Here is a 19,954-nt window from a genome sequence, read left to right on the forward strand (position 1 = left end):
TACAACCGCACTGAAGGCCAGGCCCGCCCGGCCGCCTTCCCCTCCTGAGACCCCGGCACCTCGGCGGGCCCGCCGGGCCGTCACGGGCCCGGGCCGCCGTCGGCGCCGGGCGGGCATGCTCATGGTGGCGCCCGCGCTGCTGCACGCCTCGCTGTGGATCGGCCTTCCGGTCGTGGTCTCGGTGGCCCTGGCCTTCACCAAGTACGACGTGCTCACCGCACCGGAGTTCGTGGGCCTGGCCAACTTCCGGGACATGCTGGACGACGCGGTCTTCCGCAAGTCCGTCGTCAACACCCTCCTGTACACCTTCTTCACCGTGCCGTTCGGGATGGCGCTGGGTCTCCTGGTGGCCCTCGCCCTGCACACGGGGCTCAAGGCGCGCGGCATCTTCCGCACCGCCGTGTTCCTGCCGCAGGTCACCGCGACCGTCGCGATCGCGCTGGTCTGGCTGTGGATCTACAACCCGGGCAACGGCCTGCTCAACACCCTGCTGTCGTTCCTCGGCATCGACGGCCCGGCGTGGCTCTCCTCGACAGGGTGGGCGATGCCCTCGGTGATCCTCGTGGGCATCTGGCAGGGCATCGGGATGAAGATGCTGATCTATCTGGCCGCGTTGCAGTCCCTGCCGAAGGAGCTGTACGAGGCGGCGTCCGTGGACGGGGCCTCCAAGGCCAGGCAGTTCTTCTCGATCACGCTGCCCCTGCTGAAGCCGGCGACGTTCTTCGTGCTCATCACCTCGATGATCAGCGCGTTCCAGTCCTTCGACCAGATCTACATCCTGACCGACGGCGGTCCCGCCAACAGCACCACGATGATGACGTACGAGATCTACAAGTCCGCCTTCCGGGAGTTCCGCGTCGGCTACGCGAGCGCGCAGTCCCTGGTGCTCTTCGTGCTGCTGATGGGCTTCACCCTGGTCAACAAGCGGATCATGGGAGGCACACGTGGCCACAACTGAGCTGCTGAAGCCGGCTCCCGCGCCGCGGACACGGGCCGTTCCGCTCGGCCGGATCGCGCTCTACGTGACGCTGTCGGTCGTCTCCCTGCTGATGGTGGTGCCGTTCGCCTGGATGGTGATCACCTCGCTCAAGACACCGGTGGAGATCGCCTCGCAGGACGCCGGACTGCTCCCGGACCAGTGGGAGTTCGGGAACTACGTGGAGGCGCTGAAGGCCGCGCCGTTCGCCACGTACGCCCGGAACAGTTTCGTCATCGCGCTCAGCCACACCGTGCTCAACGTGCTGATCGCCTCGATGGCCGGGTACGCGCTGGCGCGGATCAAGTTCCGCGGCAGCGAGATGATCTTCTACCTCTTCATCGCCGCCCTGATGATCCCCACCTACACCAAGGTGCTGCCGGAGTTCCTCATCGTCCGCTTCATGCCGCTGGCCGGCGGGAACGACATCCTCGGCCAGGGCGGCAGCGGCTGGCTGGACAGCTGGTGGGCCCTCATCATCCCGGGAGCCGTCACCCCGTTCGCGGTGTTCCTCTTCCGGCAGTTCTACCTGGACCTCCCGGTGGAGCTGGAGGAGGCGGCCCGGCTCGACGGGCTCGGTGAGTTCCGGATCTACGCCCGGATCATGTCGCCGCTGGTCAAGCCCGCCTTCATCACGGTCGCCCTGCTGACCTTCGAGTCCTCCTGGAACAACTTCCTCTGGCCTCTGCTGGTGACCCACACGGACAGCCTGCGGGTGATCCAGGTGGGGCTCTCCGTCTTCAAGACGGAGAACGGCACCCAGTGGCACTTCCTGATGGCGGGCACCACGCTCGCCACCCTGCCCATGGTCGTCCTCTTCCTCATCGGCCAGCGCTACTTCGTGCAGGGCTTCGCAACCGCCGGTCTCAAGTGACCGGTTCCGGCCCTCCGCGGGCCGGTCACCGAAAGGGCATCACCCATGTCTGCTGATCTCCATGGTTCCCGCGCGCTCGTCACGGGGGCGGGCCACGGCATCGGCCGCGCCATCGCCGTCGCCCTGGCCGAGGCCGGTGCCGACGTCGCCGTCCACTACCACTCCTCCGCGGACGAGGCGGCGAAGACCGTCTCGGCGATCGAGGCCCTCGGCCGCAGGGCCAAGGCCTTCCGGGCCGACGCGACCCTGTCCGGCGAGGTGGACCTCCTGGTCGAGGAGGCCACCGGCTTCCTCGGCGGGCTGGACGTCCTCGTCTGCAACGCGGGCCACCTCATCGGCCGCGAGAGGATCGAGGACATGTCCGACGACCACTTCGAGCGGGTCGTCTCCACGAATCTCACCTCCACCTTCAGGACCGTGCGTGCCGCCCTGCCGCATCTGAAGGAGTCCGGGGCCGGGCGCGTCATCACCATGTCCTCGCTGGCCGCGCACAACGGCGGCGGTCCCGGCTCGGTGGCGTACGCGGCTGCCAAGGCCGGCGTCCGGGGCTTCACCAAGGGCCTCGCCAAGGAGCTCGCGGGAACCGGGATCACGGTCAACGCCGTCGCACCCGGCTTCATCAAGGGCACCGCCTTCCACGACACGTTCACGGCCGCCCCGGCCCAGGAGGCCATGGAGGCCGGTATCCCGGTCGGCCGGGCCGGCACTCCCGAGGACGTCGCCCACGCGGTCGTCCATCTGGCCTCGCCCGCCTCGGGCTTCCTCACGGCCACCACGGTGGACATCGACGGTGGCGTATGGCCGCGTTGAGGCGGATCCCCCGGGAGCGGGGCGGCTGGTGGCACGCGTACGTGTGCCCGGCGCACGGTGTGGAGCTCGATCACGGTGATCTGCTCGCCGGGGTCTTTCCCGAGGGCGGGGCGCGGTGCCCGCACGGCTGCCGGGTGGACACGGCCGCGGTGCGAGGCGCCTGGGTGGTGCTGTCGCACCAGGCGTGGGCACGGCACCTGCGGGTGCTCGCCCACCGGGGCGAGCGCGCGGAGGCGGTGGCGCGGCTCGTCGAGTACGCCGGTGTGTACGCGTCCCTCGCCACGGACCGGCACGGCGACGCGCAGGGCTGGATGCTGCGCGGCCGGCTCTTCCACCAGGCGCTGACGGATGCGATCTGGGCGGTGAACATCGGCCACTGCGTGATCACACTGGCCGAGCAGGGCACGGAGGACCTGGCCGCCGTCGTCCCCCTGCTGGACGAGCTGGAGCGGGCGGCACTGGAGGCCCGCGGCGTCCTGACCGGCCGGGGTGACCTGGCCTCGAACTACACGGCGTGGCTGAACGCGGCGGGCGCCGTCGCGAGCCGCGCGGCCTCGGCGGCCCGTGGTCCGGAGTGGGACGGCGCGAAGCAGTGGCTGGAGGGCGAGCACGGGCTGTACGCGCACCTGCGGGTGGCCGTCGCGGAGGACGGCTGGGAGTGGGAGGGCAGCACCTACTACCACGGCTTCGTACTGCGAGCGGCGCTGCTGGCGCTGCGCTCCACGGATCCGGCGTCCGTCCCGGCCGACGTGGCCGGGGTGCTGGCCGGGATGACGGACGTACTGGCGTCGATCGCGACACCGGGCGGACTGCTGCCCGCGCTGCACGACGGCCCCTATCTCCGGCATCCACTCGCCCTGGAGTGGCTCGAACTCATAGCCCTGGCACAGCAGTTGGTGCCGTCCCCCCGCCTCGACGCGGTGGCGGCGCGGGCCCGGGACGAGCTGGGACCGTACGACGACGGGCTGGACCGTGAGCTGCACGGCTGGTTCGCGGGGCCACCGCTGCCCCCGCGCCCCGAACCGGGCCCGGTCAGCGTGTTCCCGGCGGCCGGTTACGGGGTGGTACGTGCGGCGGGCATCCACGCCCTGCTCGACTTCGGCCCGCACGGCGGTTCGCACGGGCACCGCGACAAGCTCTCGCTGTACCTCTACGGGGACACGACGCGCTGGCAGCCGGACTTCGGTCAGGTGCCCTACGCCCACGCCGAGTTCCGTGAGCTGTACGCGTCGTCCGCCGCGCACCCGGCGTTCCGGGCCGACGGCGCGGAGCAGGCGGAGTGCGCGGGTGACCTCCTCGCCTCGGACGACCGCTCGGTGACCGCTGAGGTCACCACCGCGTACGAGGGCGTCCGTGCGGTGCGCAGGGTCGTGGCGGGTGACTGCTACCTGGTGGACCTGCTGACCGTGACCGGTCGGGAGCCCCGCCGCTTCACGGCCCAGTTGCGCCCGGGGACCGCCCTGGACATCCAGCAGCAGGCAGCCGGCCCGGTGCGCACCACGTGGTACGGCGACGAGACCCTGCACGGCTGGCACACGCACACCCCGGGGGCCGAGGTGCGTCCGTTCTCGCGGCCGGGCCCCGGACCGGCGGACGATCCGCAGCGCACGCGCACCTGGGTCGACGTCACGGCCGTGGCGGAGCGGATCACGTTCGCCTCGGTGTACCAGGCGGCGTCCGCGGGGCCCGCGGTGACGGGTGTGGGTTTCGACGGCGAGGAGCTGACGGTGGAACTGGCGGACGGTTCGGCCGCGCGCTTCGGAACGGGGAGCTGACCCGTGCTCCTCTCCGCCACCCCGCCTCCCGGTCCGCGCCCCGCGCGGGAACTCCGGTTGCGGGAGGAGGCCGCCCGTCACCGCGGCCTCACCCCGCCCCGTACGCATCCGCTCGCCAGCATCACCTGGCTCGGCCCCGCGGCCTCCAACCCCGCGCTGGCGTACCGCGTCACGGGCGACCGCGCGCATCTGGACGAGAGCCGGCGCTGGATCGAGGCGGTCGTCCGGCTGCCGCACTGGGGCCGGGCGCACATGCCCGACCACGATCTGGACGCGGGCTGGCTGCTGCACCACCTCTCGCTCGCCTACCGGTGGATCGGTGACGAGCTTCCGGAGGGGACGCGGGCGCTGCTGCGGTACAAGCTGCTGCTGCAGGGTCGCCGGATGTACGAGTTCGCGGTGGCGAGCGAGGGCGGCTGGTGGTCCTCGTCGTACTGGCAGAACCACAACTGGATCTGCTACGCGGGGCTGGCGACGGCCGGTTACGTACTGGGCAAGGAGGAGTGGACCGAGCGCGCCAAGGACAACCTCGGCACCGTCCTGGATCTGATGCCGCAGGACGGTTCGCACGCCGAGGGCGTCGTTTACTGGCGCTACGGCGTGCCGTTCCTCGCGATCCATCTGGATCTCCTCCAGGAGGCCGAGGGCATCGACTGGTGGGGGCGGGGCGGGTTCCTCTCCTCGACGTTCCGCTACCGGCTCCACCAGACGGCTCCCGGCTTCGCGTTCAACGTCGACCACGGGGACTGCCACGACCGGCGCAGCGGCCACAGCGCCGGCCTGTACTACCGCCTCGCGGCGCAGTACGGCCTGGCGGAGGCCCAGTGGATGGGGGATCTCGCCTCGGGCGAACTGCTGTGGCAGGAGGCCGCCGAGAGCGGGGTGCGTCCGGGAATCCTGCCGGAGGCGTATCTGGAGTACCTCTGGTACGACCCGTCCGTGACCGCGGCCCGGCCCACCGAGACCCACGCCTGGTTCCCCGACCTCGGGCTGCTCACGGCCCGTACCGGCTGGGACGACGACGCCACGCTGGTGTCGTTCAAGGCGAGTCCGGGCGGCGGTCACACGGCGTGGGAGACCTCGGCGAAGCACCGGGCGGAGCTGGGCTGGGAGACCCTGAACCAGGGGCATCACCATCCCGATTCCGGCTCGTTCGTGCTGGTCTCGCAGGGAGCGTTCCTCGCCGTGGACGAGGGTTACAGCAACCGCAAGAGGGCCGCGCACCACAACCTGCTGCTGGTGGACGGCCAGGGATACGCGGACGAGGACCGCTACCACGTCTACCGGGACATCCCGCACGAGCGGCAGGCCCGGCAGCGTGACGTGCTGGTGGACGGTGAGGGCGGCTGGGCGCACGCCACGGCCGAGATCGCCGCGATGTACGACCCATCCCTCGGTGTCCGGCGCCTCGACCGGACGTTGGTGTCCACGCCGTCCGGGCGGCTCGTCCTCCTCGACCTCGCCGAGGCGGAGGAGGAGCGCGAGTGGACGTTCCTGCTCCAGACGGACCGGCCGACGGAACCACAGCCCGACGGCGCCAGGCTGATCAGGTCGGGGAGCGCCACCGCGCTGGTGCGGCGGTTCGCACCCGCCGGGGCCTCGGTCGGCAGCGGGGTCACCGAGGTCGAGGCCAATCCGACGTCCAGCACTCCGGAGCTGCGTCTGACCCGCACGCTGCACACGCTCCGCGCGACGACGGAGCGTACCCGTGACGGTCTGTTCCTCACGGCCCTGGCACCGGGTCCGACGGACGGCGGCGAGCGGGTGACCTGCTCGAAGGGGCACGGGGTCGCCTTCGCCGGCACCGGGGAGACCGTGTTCCTCTCCCCCGTCGGCCGCCGCATCCGCACGCAGGCCGTCGTCGCGGACGCGGCGGCGGTGCTGCTCAGCGGTGGAGCCCCGTACGTCGTGGGGTGCACGCGGCTGGAGCTGCACGGGCACGTGCTCCTCGACGCGACGGAGCCGTACACAGGAAAGGTCGGCTGATCATGCAGGCAATCCTCCCGTCCGGCGGGACCGCGCTGCTGCGCCGCCTGGAGTTCATCGCCTATCCGGCCGCCGCGGGGGCCGCGTGCACCGTGCTGTCCCTGGGTGTCGTGAGCTGGCTGCCCGCTCTCGCGGCGATGGGGCACGCCCTGCAGCTCTGGCGGACCGAGGGCGACAGCCGCGTGTTCGCCAACTCCTTCGCGGCATTCCCCCGTTACTGGCGCGCCCTGTGGCGGCACGGGCTGCTCTCCACGGTGGCGGCGGTCGTCCTCGTGGCGAACACCCTGTATCTGCTGGGCCGTTCCGAGCCCTGGACCTTCGTCGTGCTCGCCGCGCAGGTGGGCATCGGAGCCGCGTTCGTCATTCATCACGTCGCTCTGGCCGCCGAGGCGGGGCGGGTTCGCGAGGGCTCGGTGCGCAGCTGGTCGGCCGGTGCCCTGGCCCTCGGCTTCGGCTCCCCCGCCAGGGGTACCGCGCTGCTCGGCGCCGTGGTCTCCGCCGTTCTGCTCTCACTCGTCGTACCGCTGGGCCCGCTGCTCCTGGGCCCCAGTGTTCCCGTACTGCTCGCCCTGTCCTTCGCCGATCCCAGGAGGCACATCTCATGAGCCGTTTACTGCGTTCCGCCCTCGTCGCCGCGCTCGCCGCCGGCACCCCGCTGCTGCTCTCCCCGCCGTCCTCGGCCGCCGTGACCGCCACCGCGTACTACGTCTCGCCGTCCGGTGCCGACACCAACGCAGGTACGTCGGCGGGGGCGCCGCTCGCGACGATCCAGAAGGCCCTGGACCTGGCCCCCACCGGCTCGGTGGTGAACCTCGCGGCCGGTACGTACCGGCAGGACGTGGTCACCACGCGCTCCGGGGTCACGATCACGGGCCCTTCGAACGCCGTGGTGAAGGGCGCGGGCGACAGCCGCATCATCCAGGTGCGGCACGACTCGACGACCCTGAGCGGCTTCACCGTCGACGGGCTGCACGGCTCGGCCGCCGACGTGTCCGGCTACCGCCTCAAGCTCGTCTACGTGATGAGCACGACCCCGGGGAACGGGGTGGGCGCGCTGCGCATCACCGGGATGACGCTCAAGAACGCGGCGGACGAATGCCTGCGGCTGCGCTATCTGGTCACGGGTGCCGACGTGAGCGGCAACACGATCACGGACTGCGGGGTCGCCGACTTCGCGTTCGGCGGAGGTGGCAAGAACGGCGAGGGCATCTATCTCGGTACGGCACCCGAGCAGCAGGGCGCGAACGGCGCTCCGGACGCTGCGGCCGACGTCAGCAGGAACAACCGCATCCACCACAACACCATCGTCACCCGGGGCAACGAGTGCGTGGACGTGAAGGAGAACTCCACGAACAACTACGTCGAGTACAACGACTGCAGCGGCCAGAAGGACTCCAGTTCGGGCGGGCTGGACGCACGCGGCAGCGGCAACATCTTCCGTTACAACACGGTGCACGACAACGTGGGCGCGGGAATCCGCCTCGGCGGTGACACCGCGACCGACGGCATCGACACGAGCGTGTACGGCAACACGGTCACGGGCAACGCGGGCGGTGGGATCAAGTTCATGCGCACCCCGCAGGGTCCGGTGTGCACCAACACGATGAGCGGCAACACCGGCGGCGACGCGGTCGGTACGTACGCGAGCGAGTACGACCCGGCCGGGGCGTGCCCGCAGTGACCGCCCGGGGGCCCGCGAGACGCGGGGTACTGACGGCCGCAGCTGCGGGAGTCGCCGTCGCGGCGGCCGCGCCCGCCGCACGGGCGGCGCAGTCCGACGGCTCCGCCGGACCGAAGCGGGCCGGCTCATGGGTCACGTCCTGGGCCACGGCGCAGACCGCGCCGACCGCGGCGGACACCGTGGCCGCCACCGGGCTGACCGACGGGGTGGTCTCGGCCACCGTGCGGCTCTCGGCCGGGGGTGGGGTGCGTCTGCGCTACGGGAACGCCTTCGGCGCGGTCCCGGTCCTGATCGGCCCGGTGACCGCCGGCGGGCGGGCCGTGACCTTCGGCGGGAGGCGCCAGGCATGGCTGGCCGCCGGTGCCTCGCTGACCAGCGACCCGGTGGGCGGGCTGCGCGCCCCTGAGGGGTCGGCGCTGACGGTGGAGACCCGGTTGCCGGGCCCCACCGGGCCGTTGTCCTTCCACCGCAACACCCACGCCTCGCACAGCGTCGACGGGGTCCGCACCACCTCCGTGTTCCTCCTGGCGGGGGTCGAGGTGACCGGCGGGTACGGACCGGTGGTCGCCGTGCTGGGGGACTCCGTCACGGAGGGCGTCGGCACACCCGACGACGCGGATCTCCGCTGGCCGGACCAGCTCGCGCGGCGTCTTCCCGGCTCGGCGGTCGCCAATCTCGGTGTCAGCGGCAACAGGCTGCTGCTGGACGACGCCCGCTTCGGGCCCGGCGGGCAGGCCAGGTTCGACCGGGACGTGCTCTCGCTGCCGGGACTGCGCACCGTCCTGGTCCAGCTGGGCGTCAACGACCTCCAGCAGCCGCCGTCCCAGACGGATCCCGCGTGGGTCCTGGACGGATACCGCCAGCTGGTGCTGCGCGCCCGGAGTGCGGGGCTGCGGATCGTCGGCGCGACCGTGGCCCCGTTCGAGGGCTGGACGCGCTGGACTCCCGAGCTCGACGAGGTGCGACAGCGGATCAACCGGGCGATCCGCACGGGCCGGCTGTTCGACGCGGTCGCCGACTTCGACGCCGCCCTGCACGATCCCGCCCGCCCGTCGCGGCTACTGCCCGCGTTCGACAGCGGTGACGGTCTGCATCCCAATCCCTCCGGTCACGCCGCGCTCGCCGCGGCCGTCGACCGCCGAACCCTGTTGTGAGGACCCGACCCATGAACCCAGGCACGGGCGCGACGCGCCGCACAGTCCTGGCCGGAGCGGCCGCGCTCGGCGCGGCCTTCACCCTGCCCCTCACCTTCACACCCGGGACCGCGAACGCCGCGGCGGGGGACGCGGGCACGCTGCGGGCCCGCTGGCACACGCTGCTGACCGGCGGCCCCGGCCTCGACCCGGACGACGCCCGGACAGCGGCGGCCGTGGCCAGGACCGGCCGGGCCGCGACCACGGCGGCCAAGGGCCTCGACCCCTCCCGTACGGACGGCCTGTTCGCCGATCTGACCAGCACGGCGCTCTCCAACCACGTCACCACCTCGTTCAAGCGCCTCGCGACGATCGCGACCGCGTGGGCGATCCCCGGCACGCCGCAATACGGTGACGCGGCCCTGCGTGACCTGCTGCTGGCCGGTATCGACTGGATGCTGACGAACCGTTACGGTCCCGGTCACACCCGCTTCGACAACGACTGGGACTGGGAGATCGGCTCGGCGCTCGCCCTGAACGACACGGCGGTGCTGCTGTACGACGTACTCGGAACCGAGCGGCTGGGCCGGGTCACCACGGCCGTACGGCACTACACACCGGATCCGAACCTGTGGCGCGCCGACCGCCAGATAGCGACCGGCGCCAACCGTGTGTGGGTGGCCACGGTGGTCGCCGTCAACGCGGTCCTGCGTGACGACGGGGACTCCCTGGCCCGGGTGCGTGACGCTCTTTCGGACGTCGAGGGTTCGGGTGCCAACAGCGTCCTGGCCTTCAACGACCGTACCGACGGCACGGCGGGCACGGGCGAGGGCTTCTACTCCGACGGATCGTTCCTCCAGCACTGGAAGCATCCTTACAACGGCGGTTACGGCAAGGAACTGCTCAACAGCCTCTCCCGGCTGCTGAACCTGCTCGGGGGAACGGACTGGGCGGTCACCGACCCCGACCTCGACAACATCCGCGGATGGGTCCTCGACGGCTTCGACCCCCTGCTGGCGCGGGGTGACGTGATGGCCTCGGTGTGCGGGCGCGAGATCGCGCGACCCAGCAAGCAGGGCCACGCCTCCGCGCAGACGGTCGTCGAGGCGGTACTGAGGCTCATCCCCGGCTTCCCGGGCGAGACGGCCGACGCGTTCACCGCGCTGGTCAAGCAGTGGATCGCGGAGGACAACTACCGGGACTTCCTCGCCGTCACCGACCCGGCCTCCCTCGTCGCGGCGCTGCGCGTCATCGACTCACCCGTCGCCGCGCGCGGGCCGCTGGTCGCTCACAAGCAGCACCCACGGATGGACAAGGCGGCGCACCACAGACCGTCGTTCGCCCTGGGTATCTCGGCCTACTCGAGCCGGATCTACAACTACGAGTCGATCCAGAACGAGAATCTGCACGGCTGGCACCTCTCCGACGGCATGGTGCTGCTGTACACCGACGACCTCGGGCACTACAGCGAGGACTACTGGCCCACCGTCGACCCCACCCGGCTGCCGGGGACCACGGTCGTCGCCGGACGGCCGGCGGACGCCGCGGGCCAGCGCACGACGAGCACCGCCGACTGGGCGGGCGGCACCGCCCTGCCGGGCACGACGCTCGGCGCGTACGGCATGGAGCTGCGGGCCTACGGAAGCACGCTGCGTGGCCTCAAGAGCTGGTTCTGCCTGGACGACGTGATCGCGTGCACCGGATCCGGCATCACCGCCGGCGACGGGACGGTGGAGACGGTGGTCGAGAACCGCAAGCTGCGCGATCCGGCCGCCGCACTCCTCGTCAACGGCACCCCCGCGCCGGCCGGCACGGACTGGTCGGCAGGGCTCGCCAAGGTGCGCTGGCTGCACCTCGACGGGACCGGCGGCTACATCTTCCCGGAGCCGGCCACCCTGCGCGGTCTGCGTGAGGAGCGTACGGCGACCTGGCGGGAGATCAACCTCAAGTACGGCACGGACACCCCCGTCACCCGCCCGTACCTGACGCTGTGGCAGGACCACGGCCCTGCCCCGGCGGGCGCCGGTTACTTCTGGCTCCAGGCTCCGGCGGCGTCCGCCGCCCGTACCCGGCAGTGGTCGGCGGCGCCCCCGGTGGACCTGGTGGCCCGCTCGACCGCGGTGCACGCCGTGCGCCGGTCGGCCGACGGGCTGCTCGCCGCGAACTTCTGGACCGCCGGCACGGTGCGGGAGCTGACCAGCGACGGTCCCGCCTCGGTGCTGGTACGCCCCCGGGACGGGAAGCTCACGGTCGCCCTGTCCGATCCGACGCAGCTGCGTTCCACGGTGGTGCTGGACCTGGCCAGGCCCGGTCTCACGGTCGAGGCCGCGGACCCCGGTATCCGCACGACCGCCACGGGGCGGGGCCTGCGCATCACCGCCGACACGGCGGGACTGCACGGCGCGACCCTCACCCTCACCCTGAAGAGGAGCTAGACCCTTGCTGTTCGACATGCCGCTGGAGCGGCTGCGGGAGTACCGGCCGGAACCGGAGGAGCCCGCCGACTTCGACGCCTTCTGGGACAAGACCCTCGGGGAGGCGGCCCGCCACGGTCCGGGCGCGTCGTTCGTCCCGTACGACGCCGGATTCGCGACCGTCGACGTATTCGACGTGACGTTCAACGGCTGGGGCGGACAGCCGGTGAAGGCCTGGCTGCTGCTCCCGCGTGTCCGCTCGGGGCCGCTGCCGGCGGTGGTGCAGTACATCGGCTACAACGGCGGCCGGGGCATCCCGTACTCGTGGCTGACCTGGAGCGCGCTCGGCTACGCCCATCTGGTCATGGACAACCGCGGCCAGGGCGGCGGCGGGAAGAACACCGCGGACACCCCGGACATCGGTCCGGACGGCCATGGTTCCTCCTCCCCCGGCTTCCTGACCCGGGGCATCGAGGACCCCGCCCGGCACTACTACCGGCGCCTCATCACCGACGCCGTGCGCGCGGTCGACGCGGTGAAGGCCCACGAGGCCGTGGACCCCTCCAGGGTCGCGGTCCTCGGTGGCAGCCAGGGAGGCGGCCTCGCGCTCGCGGTGGCCGGGCTGCGGGACGACGTGGCCGCGGCGGTCGCCGACGTACCGTTCCTCTGCCACTTCCGGCGCGCCTCGCAGATCACGGACTCGGGGCCGTACGCGGAGATCGCCCGCTGGCTGTCCGGGCACCGCTTCAGGGTCGAGGAGGCGATGCAGACGCTGTCGTACTTCGACGGTGTCAACTTCGCGGCACGGGCCACGGCCCCGGCGTGGCTCTCGGTGGGTCTGATGGACCGGATCTGCCCGTCGTCGACGGTGTTCGCGGCGTACCACGCCTACGCGGGCCCCGCCGAACTGGAGGTGTTCACGTACAACGGTCACGAAGGAGGCGCGGAGTACGACCTGCCGCGCAAGCTCGAGGCACTGCGCGGGGTGTTCGGCCGGTAGGACGGGACGGTCACCGGCCCAGCGCCGCCATGGCGGCGTTGTGGCCGGGCACCCCGCTGACCCCGCCGCCGCGCACCGCGCCCGCTCCGCAGAGCAGCACGTTGGCGTGGGCGGTCTCCACTCCCCAGCGGCCGGTCTCGCCGGTGGCGTGGGGGAAGGAGAGGTCCTGGTGGAAGATGTGCCCGCCGGGAAGCCGCAGTTCGCGTTCCAGGTCCAGGGGTGTCTTCGCCTCGATGCACGGCCTGCCGTCGGCGTCGAGGGCCAGACAGCCGGCGATCGGCTCCTCGAGATGGGCGTCGAGTTCGGCGAGGGTGGCGTCGAGCAGGGCGGTACGCGTGGCCTCGTTGTCCGCCGTGAAGAGCCGGGCCGGCGTGTGCAGCCCGAACAGGGTGAGCGTCTGGTAGCCCCGCGCGGCGAGCCCGGGGGCGAGGATGGACGGGTCCGTCAGGGAGTGGCAGTAGATCTCGGAGGGCGGCGCGCCGGGCAGGCGGCCGGCCGCCGCGTCGCCGTAGGCCGCGGCCAGTTGTCCGTAGCCCTCCGCGACGTGGAAGGTACCGGCGAACGCCCGGCGCGGGTCGACGGAGCGGTCGCGCAGTCTAGGCAGCCGCGTCAGCAGCATGTTCACCTTCAGCTGGGCGCCCTCCGCCGGAGCGGGCGGCTCCTCGCCGAGGAGCGAGGCCAGCGCCGTGGGCGAGGCGTTGACCAGGACCCGGCGCGCGCCGACGGCGTGTTCCCCGCCGGGTGACCGGAGGGTCACCTCGGCCCGGGTGCCGTCGGTCTCGATCCGGGTGGCCTCGTGCAGCACACGGATCTCGGCGCCCGCCGAGCGGGCCGCGCCGGCCAGCGCGTCGGTGAGGGCGCCCATGCCCCCGACCGGGACGTCCCAGTCACCCGTGCCGTTTCCGATCACGTGGTAGAGGAAGCAGCGGTTCTGGATCAGGGACGGGTCGTGCGCGTCGGCGAAGGTGCCGATCAGCGCGTCGGTGAGGACGACCCCGCGGACGAGGTCGTCCGCGAAGGTCTTTTCGACCGTGACACCGATGGGCTCCTCGAACAGCGCGCGCCAGGTGTCCGGGGCGTCGACGCGCGCCCGCAGGGCCGCGCGGGAGGGCAGGGGTTCGGTGAGGGTCGGAAAGACCCGCTCGGCGACCCTCCGGGTCGTCCCGTAGAAGCGCTGCCAGGCGTCGTACTCCCGGTCGTTCCCGGTGAGCGCGGCGAAGGAGTCACGGGTCCTGTCGCCACCGACGAGCAGTCCGGTGTGCCGCCCGCCCCGTACGGCCGGGGTGTACGAGGACACCGTGCGCTTGCGTACGGCGAAGTCGAGACCGAGCTCACGGACGATCTTCTGCGGGAGGAGCGACACGAGGTAGGAGTAGCGGGAGAGCCGGGCGTCGATCCCGTCGAAGGGGCGGGTCGACACGGCTGCTCCCCCGGTGCCCGGGAGGCGTTCCAGTACGAGGACGGACTGCCCGGCGCGGGCGAGGTAGGCGGCGGCGACCAGGCCGTTGTGGCCGCCGCCGACGATCACCGCGTCGTAGTGGGAGCGGGTGGGCGTACCGGGTGGGGCCGTCTCGTCTGCGGGCATGCCCCTTCGTAGCACGGGATGATCTCCCGGCACAGGGGGCGCGGTCCGTGGCGCGGGCTCCGAAAAGCGGTGGGCCTGTGGGGGCCGCTGTGGCAGGGTGCTCGCTGACCTCGCCCTTCCGCATTCGAACTTGCCCAGGAGTTCTCCGTGGACACACCAGCACGTCTGCAACCGTTGCTCGAGCAGTTCGACTGGGCGTGCGAGCGGCTGACCAGGCGGATGGCCGGTCCGACCGTGGACAGCGGGAACGGCACGGACGTGGACGTCCCGCCGCTCACCGACGAGGAGTACCTGTGGGAGCCGCTGCCGGAGTGCTGGTCGGTGCGCCGCAGGACCGAGGGCCCCGGCCCTGGCGCGAGCGCCCTGACGGGCGCGGGCGACTGGGGGCGCGACACGGCGTCGCACCCTCATCCCTCGCCGCCGCCGTTCACGACCCTCGCGTGGCGCCTGAGCCATCTCAGCGAGCTGCTGGTCCTGCGTGCGGACCACACGGCGGGGCGTCACGCGCTGACCCGTGAGGACTACCGGGTGGCGGGGGACGCGGCCGGGGCCCTCACGGACTTCGGCGCATCGGCGGCGGCGTGGCGTTCGGCGCTGCTCGGCGCCGACGACACCGCGCTCGACACGGTCGGGTACTGCACGTACCCGTACGGCGGCGACCCCGAGGAGCGCTTCCTCGACGTCGTCTGGTGGGTCAACCAGGAGCTGCTCCACCACGGGGCGGAGATCGCGCTGCTGCGGGACCTCCACCGCGCGCGGGGAAGCCTCGCCTGACGGTCAGTGCGGGGGGATGCCGCGCTGCCGGCGCAGGTCGGCGACCCTGCGGTAGAGGTCGACGGCCTCCGTGCCGCGGCCGAGCTGTTCCAGGCAGTGGGCCTCGTCGTTGCGGCTGGCCAGCGTGTCCGGGTGATCGGCGCCGAGGACCCGTTCGCGGGCGTCGGCGACCGTACGGTAGCCGCTCAGGGCGTCGGCCCAGCGGCCGAGCCAGCCGAGTCCGACGGCCACCTCCCGGCGGCTGACGAGGGTGTCGGGGTGGTCGGGCCCCAGCGTGCGCTCCCGGATCGCGCACACCTCGCGCGACTCGGCGAGGGCCTCCTCCCAGCGCGCCATCCGCCCGAGGTTGACCGCGAGGCCGTGGCGGGCGCGGAGTGTCTCCGGGTCGTCCGGGCCGGCGGCCCGGGTACGGTCGTCGGCCAGCGCGCGGTAGAGGTCCAGGGCCTCGGCGCTGCGGCCCAGCCGGCCGAGGCTGATGCCCACCTCGTAGCGCGCGGACAGCGTGTCGGGGTGCAGGGCGCCGAGCGTGACGGCCCGGGCCTGCGCCACCTCGCGGTAGGTCTGCAGGGCCTCGGTCCAGCGGTCCAGCCGGCCGAGGGTGTATGCCACCTCGTAGAGCGTGACCAGGGTGTCGGGGTGTGTGGCGCCGAGCAGCCGGCCACGGGCGTCCGCCACCTCACGGGCCATCCGGTACGAGTCGTCCAGGCGGCCCAGCCGGCTGAGGTTGAAGGCCAGGTTGTGCCGGCAGCGCAGGGTGTCGGGGTGGTCCGGCCCCATGGAGCGCTCCCGCGAGGCGAGCACCGCGGCGTAGACCTGGTGGGCCTCGAAGTGCCGGCCGAGCTGTCCGAGTACGTAGGCCGTCTCCTGGCGGGCCGCGAGGGTCTCCGGGTGGTCGGGGCCCAGGGCGCGTTCGCGGCCGTCGGCGACCCGGCCGAACTCACGCAGGGCGTCCGCGGCCTGTCCGGTGCGGCTGAGGGTGAAGGCCACCTCGTAGCGGCTGGCGAGGGTGTCGGGGTGGTCGGGGCCGAGCGCGTGCGAGCGTTCGGCGGCGACCGCGCGGTGGACCTCGGCCGCCTCCTCCCAGTGCCCGAGGCGGCCCAGGTTGAGCCCGGCGCTGTGCCTGCTGGCCAGGGTGGCCAGGAGTTCGGGCGACGGGGTGGGGCGGCCCGCTCCCGCGGGCGGGAACGCTCCGCCGGGTGACTGCGGGCCCGCCGCTCCCGTGGTCCACGCTCCGGTGAGAGCGAGCGCCTGGTCGATGGCGGCCGTTCCCGGGTACGCGGCGCTGCGGGCCTTGTGACCGGTGGTCATGTCACGGGTCCAGGAGGGCAGTCGGGGAGGCTGCCCGCCGGGCCGCCGGGCAGGGTGCTCGAACGGCACCGGCGGGGCGAGCATGACCCGCCCGGCCTGCGGCTGCTCACCGGTGCGCCCGAGAGCTATGCGTGCCCTCAGGTCCCCCGCGTCGGAGGGCCGCTCCCCCGGGGTCTTGGCCAGCAGGTCCAGGACGACGCGGTCGAAGAAGCGGGGCAGTTCGGCACGGTGGGTACGCGGAGGCTCGGGCACGGTGTCGCGGTGTCCGACCAGGACGGCCCACGCGTCGTCCATGTCGAACGGCGGGACGCCCGTGGCGATCTCGTACAGCACACAGCCCAGCGAGTAGAGGTCGCTGCGGTGGTCGACCTCTCCGCCGCTGATCTGTTCCGGCGACATGTAGTGCGGGGTGCCCATGGCGATGCCGGTGCCGGTGAGGCGCGAGGTGAACCCGATGTCGGCGCCGAGCCGGGCGATGCCGAAGTCGCAGATCTTCACCGTCCCGTCGGCGAGCCGCATGATGTTGGCGGGCTTGAGGTCGCGGTGCACTATGCCCTGCTGGTGGGTGTAGCCGAGGGCGTCGGCGACCTGCTCGGCGATGTCGACGACGTCCGGCACCGGCAGCGGGTGCTGTTTGTTGTCCTCGAGGAGCTGGCTGAGGTTGCGGCCTTCCAGGAGCTCCATGACGAGGTAGAGGACACCGTCCGCCTCCCCGAAGTCGTGGACGACGGTGACGCCTCGGTGCTGGAGAGCGGCGGCCACGCGCGCCTCCCGGCGGAACCGCTCGCGCAGGATGCGGGTGAAGTCGCGGTCGTGCTGCGGTCCCACCGGTTTCAGGCACTTGACGGCGACCTGCCGGCCCAGTGCTTCGTCCCGGGCACGCCACACCTCGCCCATGCCTCCGCGCCCGATGAGATCGAGCAGCTGGTACCGGCTCTGGATCAGCCTGGTGTCCGCCATCGCCTGTTGCCGCCCCCGTCTGCTCCGCGTCCCGCCTACAGCTGTGCCCCGCCCCGGCCCGTCCAGTATGGCGGCACGTCTGCGGAGTGGGTACGGGGCGGGCCTGCTGCGCGCTCACGACGGGGCCGGGCGCGCAGCCGCCGGCGGGACCCGGGTCACCGGGGTGCCGCCGGGGCGGCCGGACGCCGCCCGTGACGTGGCTCAGCGCTTGACGGCCCGCAGGACCACGAACTTCGGGTCACCGGCCACCGTGACGCAGTTGCCGAAGATCCGGCGCAGCTGGGTGTGGTAGCCGAGGTGCCGGTTGCCGACGACCCACAGCTCGCCGCCCTGACGCAGTGCGGCCCGCGCGCCGTGGAACATGTTCCGGGCGGTGGCGTCGGTGACCGCCTGGTGCGAGTGGAACGGCGGGTTGCTGAGGACCAGGTCCACGCTCGCCGCAGGCACGTCGGCCATGCCGTCGCCGACCAGGAACCGGGCATCGGCGTCCGGTCCGGTGTTGGCCCGGAACGTCTCCTCCGCGGAGGCCACGGCCTGGTAGGACTCGTCGATGAAGGTGACGGTGGCGTCCGGGTCGGCGAGCGCGGCGGACGTGCCCACGACGCCGTTCCCGCAGCCGAGGTCGACGATGTGGACCGGGCCCTTCCGCGTGGGGAGGTGCTTGAGGAAGAAGCGGGTGCCGATGTCCAGCCGTTCGGCGCAGAAGATACCGGCGTGGTTGGTGACCGTCCGGCCCGACACGGGGCCGACGTCGCCGGGCAGTTCGTAGCGGTACGGCCAGGGGCTGGAGGTCCTCGGGAGGGCCGGGTCCGGGGTGCAGAAGATGAGGCGCGCCTTCTTCACCGCGAGGGAGGTGCGGGTCGGCCCGATGATCCGCTCGAAGAGTTTGAGGGTGGAGGTGTGGATCTCCTTCACCATGCCGGTGCCGATGACCACGGTCCCCTCGTGCACGGCCGGAGCGAGCCGGTGCAGCTGGTCCTCCAGGAGCGCGAGGCTCTTCGGGACCCGTACGAGCAGCAGGTCGACGCGTGCCGGCGGGGTGTCCCGCACCGACAGCATGCGTACGGCGTCCGGATCGAGGCCGTTGCGCTCCAGGTTGGCCAGCGTGGCCCGCCGCGCGAGGTACGAGTCGGTGATCTGCACGGGGCGGTGGGGGGCGAGCACGGTGGCGAGGGCGCCCCAGCGGTCGCCGACCACGGCCACGGTGCCCGAAGGACGCACCGGCTCGTCGCCCCCGGCGCCCTCCAGGCGGTTCAGCAGGTACTCGTCGGCGGCGTCCCACGCACGGAGGGGGTCGCGCGGGTTCTCGGGAAAGCGGGCGAGATCGAATTCGCCCTGTGACGTCGTCAAACGGTTCATATTGCGTTCAGGCTAGCCGAGTGGCGGGGAGCGCCCTGCACGCTCCCCGCCCCGGTCGCCCCTTCGTCGGCCCGCGGGGCTTACGGGAGCCGCTTGTCCAGAGCCGAGCGGCCCTCCTCGGACAGCCTGCGGCGCGCCCATTCCAGACTCTCGGGGGTCACGTCCCGCCCGGAGGCGAGAACCAGGTCCTCCGCGGAGGGCTGGTCGCTCCCGCCGGCATGGAGCAGACGGTCCGGAGTCACCCCCCGGACCTCCGGCACGGATACGGATACGGATTCGGACTCTTCGCTCATACCGCCTCCTCGTCCTTGCGGTAATTCTCGCGCCGCTGCGCCGAGGGCGCATCCGATGCCACGGAGACCCCGCACGAAACGTCACTTGACTTGCACATGATAAATACGCAACGTTCACACGACCGGCACCGTGCGTGTGGAAGGCTCCCGGACGAACAGGCAACCGCACGGCCACCAGGACCCCGTTCGCCGCCCCGGAGAGGACACCCCACATGTCCAGTCGTCGCCGTTTCTACGCGCGTCCACTACTCGCGACAGCCGCCTCCATCGCCGTTCTCACCTGCGCCACGGCCACCGCGCCCGCCGCCACCCCCTCAGCGTCCCCGGCCACGACCCTGGACGACACCTACTACCAGGACGCGCTGGGCAAGACCGGCGCCGCGCTCAAGAGTTCCCTGCACTCGATCATCAGCGACCAGACCACCCTGTCGTACAGCCAGGTCTGGGACGCGCTCAAGGTCACCGACCAGGACCCGTCCAACTCCTCCAACGTGATCCTCCTCTACACCGGCCGCTCGCAGTCCAAGAGCGAGAACGGGGGCGACGTCGGCGACTGGAACCGGGAACACGTCTGGGCCAAGTCCCACGGGGACTTCGGTACCTCGACAGGTCCGGGAACCGACATCCACCACCTCCGCCCGGAGGACGTCCAGGTCAACTCCATACGCGGCAACAAGGACTTCGACAACGGCGGCAGCGCCGTCTCCGGAGCGCCCAGCAACTACACCGACAGCAACTCCTTCGAGCCGCGCGACGCGGTGAAGGGTGACGTCGCCCGGATGATCCTCTACATGGCCGTGCGCTACGAGGGCGACGACACCTTCGCCGATCTCGAACCGAACGACAGCGTCTCCAACGGCTCGGCGCCGTACATCGGGCGGCTGTCCGTGCTGAAGCAGTGGAGCCAGGAGGACCCGCCGGACAGCTTCGAGCAGAACCGCAACGAGGTCATATTCGACCGGTTCCAGCACAACCGGAACCCGTTCATCGACCACCCCGAGTGGGTCGAGGCCATCTGGTAGGCGC

Annotated in this window: 16 protein-coding genes; 12 read left to right on the plus strand and 4 right to left on the minus strand. The window is 72.1% G+C overall.

Annotation, left to right across the window (positions count from 1 at the left end):
- The first annotated feature begins 121 nt into the window (after positions 1 to 121).
- Genes ACFYQ6_RS31810 through ACFYQ6_RS31855 form a run of 10 tightly spaced genes read left to right on the plus strand, consistent with a single transcriptional unit; the run spans position 122 to position 12,649 of the window.
- Entirely contained in the window at positions 122 to 958 is an 837-nt protein-coding gene (locus ACFYQ6_RS31810; protein ID WP_361582009.1) for a sugar ABC transporter permease, read from the plus strand.
- Positions 945 to 1,850, plus strand: a complete 906-nt coding sequence (locus ACFYQ6_RS31815) for a carbohydrate ABC transporter permease (protein WP_388766308.1) — start codon at positions 945 to 947, stop codon at positions 1,848 to 1,850. Before ACFYQ6_RS31810 ends, ACFYQ6_RS31815 begins: the two co-directional genes overlap by 14 nt.
- Positions 1,851 to 1,895: 45 nt before the next feature.
- Positions 1,896 to 2,660: an SDR family NAD(P)-dependent oxidoreductase gene (locus ACFYQ6_RS31820; RefSeq protein WP_361582015.1), complete on the plus strand. Its 765-nt coding sequence runs from the start codon at positions 1,896 to 1,898 to the stop codon at positions 2,658 to 2,660.
- Positions 2,648 to 4,435, plus strand: a complete 1,788-nt coding sequence (locus tag ACFYQ6_RS31825; RefSeq protein ID WP_388766311.1) for a heparinase II/III family protein — start codon at positions 2,648 to 2,650, stop codon at positions 4,433 to 4,435. The genes ACFYQ6_RS31820 and ACFYQ6_RS31825 overlap by 13 nt, the downstream gene beginning before the upstream one ends.
- 3 nt (positions 4,436 to 4,438) lie before the next feature.
- Positions 4,439 to 6,421: a hypothetical protein gene (locus ACFYQ6_RS31830; RefSeq protein WP_388766314.1), complete on the plus strand. Its 1,983-nt coding sequence runs from the start codon at positions 4,439 to 4,441 to the stop codon at positions 6,419 to 6,421.
- Positions 6,422 to 6,423: 2 nt separating this feature from the next.
- Complete coding sequence (locus ACFYQ6_RS31835; protein ID WP_388766316.1) at positions 6,424 to 7,026, plus strand: hypothetical protein; 603 nt, start codon at positions 6,424 to 6,426, stop codon at positions 7,024 to 7,026.
- Positions 7,023 to 8,102 (plus strand): DUF1565 domain-containing protein, encoded by a 1,080-nt coding sequence (locus ACFYQ6_RS31840; protein WP_388766318.1) that lies wholly within the window; start codon positions 7,023 to 7,025, stop codon positions 8,100 to 8,102. Before ACFYQ6_RS31835 ends, ACFYQ6_RS31840 begins: the two co-directional genes overlap by 4 nt.
- Entirely contained in the window at positions 8,090 to 9,256 is a 1,167-nt protein-coding gene (locus ACFYQ6_RS31845; protein ID WP_388766320.1) for an SGNH/GDSL hydrolase family protein, read from the plus strand. Before ACFYQ6_RS31840 ends, ACFYQ6_RS31845 begins: the two co-directional genes overlap by 13 nt.
- A gap of 11 nt (positions 9,257 to 9,267) precedes the next feature.
- Positions 9,268 to 11,670 carry a polysaccharide lyase 8 family protein gene (locus ACFYQ6_RS31850; RefSeq protein ID WP_388766322.1) on the plus strand — a complete coding sequence of 801 codons (2,403 nt, stop codon included), beginning with the start codon at positions 9,268 to 9,270 and terminating at the stop codon, positions 11,668 to 11,670.
- Between the two features lie 4 nt (positions 11,671 to 11,674).
- Positions 11,675 to 12,649: an alpha/beta fold hydrolase gene (locus tag ACFYQ6_RS31855; RefSeq protein ID WP_361582034.1), complete on the plus strand. Its 975-nt coding sequence runs from the start codon at positions 11,675 to 11,677 to the stop codon at positions 12,647 to 12,649.
- A 10-nt stretch (positions 12,650 to 12,659) separates the two neighbouring features.
- Here ACFYQ6_RS31855 and ACFYQ6_RS31860 read toward each other — a convergent pair whose 3' ends face one another.
- Positions 12,660 to 14,234 (minus strand): phytoene desaturase family protein, encoded by a 1,575-nt coding sequence (locus tag ACFYQ6_RS31860; protein ID WP_388766325.1) that lies wholly within the window; start codon positions 14,232 to 14,234, stop codon positions 12,660 to 12,662.
- Positions 14,235 to 14,381: 147 nt separating this feature from the next.
- On the opposite strand from ACFYQ6_RS31860, the gene ACFYQ6_RS31865 reads away from it, so the two are divergent.
- Positions 14,382 to 15,008, plus strand: a complete 627-nt coding sequence (locus ACFYQ6_RS31865; protein WP_361582039.1) for a DinB family protein — start codon at positions 14,382 to 14,384, stop codon at positions 15,006 to 15,008.
- Between the two features lie 3 nt (positions 15,009 to 15,011).
- Here the strand turns inward: ACFYQ6_RS31865 and ACFYQ6_RS31870 are convergent, their stop codons facing one another.
- From ACFYQ6_RS31870 to ACFYQ6_RS31880, 3 genes are all read right to left on the minus strand, one after another.
- Entirely contained in the window at positions 15,012 to 17,276 is a 2,265-nt protein-coding gene (locus ACFYQ6_RS31870) for a tetratricopeptide repeat protein (protein WP_361582041.1), read from the minus strand.
- Positions 17,277 to 17,477: 201 nt separating this feature from the next.
- Entirely contained in the window at positions 17,478 to 18,635 is a 1,158-nt protein-coding gene (locus ACFYQ6_RS31875; protein WP_361582043.1) for a methyltransferase, read from the minus strand.
- Positions 18,636 to 18,715: 80 nt separating this feature from the next.
- Positions 18,716 to 18,928 (minus strand): hypothetical protein, encoded by a 213-nt coding sequence (locus tag ACFYQ6_RS31880; protein ID WP_361582046.1) that lies wholly within the window; start codon positions 18,926 to 18,928, stop codon positions 18,716 to 18,718.
- A gap of 212 nt (positions 18,929 to 19,140) precedes the next feature.
- On the opposite strand from ACFYQ6_RS31880, the gene ACFYQ6_RS31885 reads away from it, so the two are divergent.
- A complete protein-coding gene (locus ACFYQ6_RS31885) occupies positions 19,141 to 19,950 on the plus strand; it encodes an endonuclease I family protein (RefSeq protein ID WP_388766329.1) in 810 nt (269 codons plus the stop codon).
- The last annotated feature ends 4 nt before the right edge of the window (positions 19,951 to 19,954 follow it).

This window comes from Streptomyces sp. NPDC005494 (genome assembly GCF_042872025.1).
GTDB lineage: Bacteria > Actinomycetota > Actinomycetes > Streptomycetales > Streptomycetaceae > Streptomyces.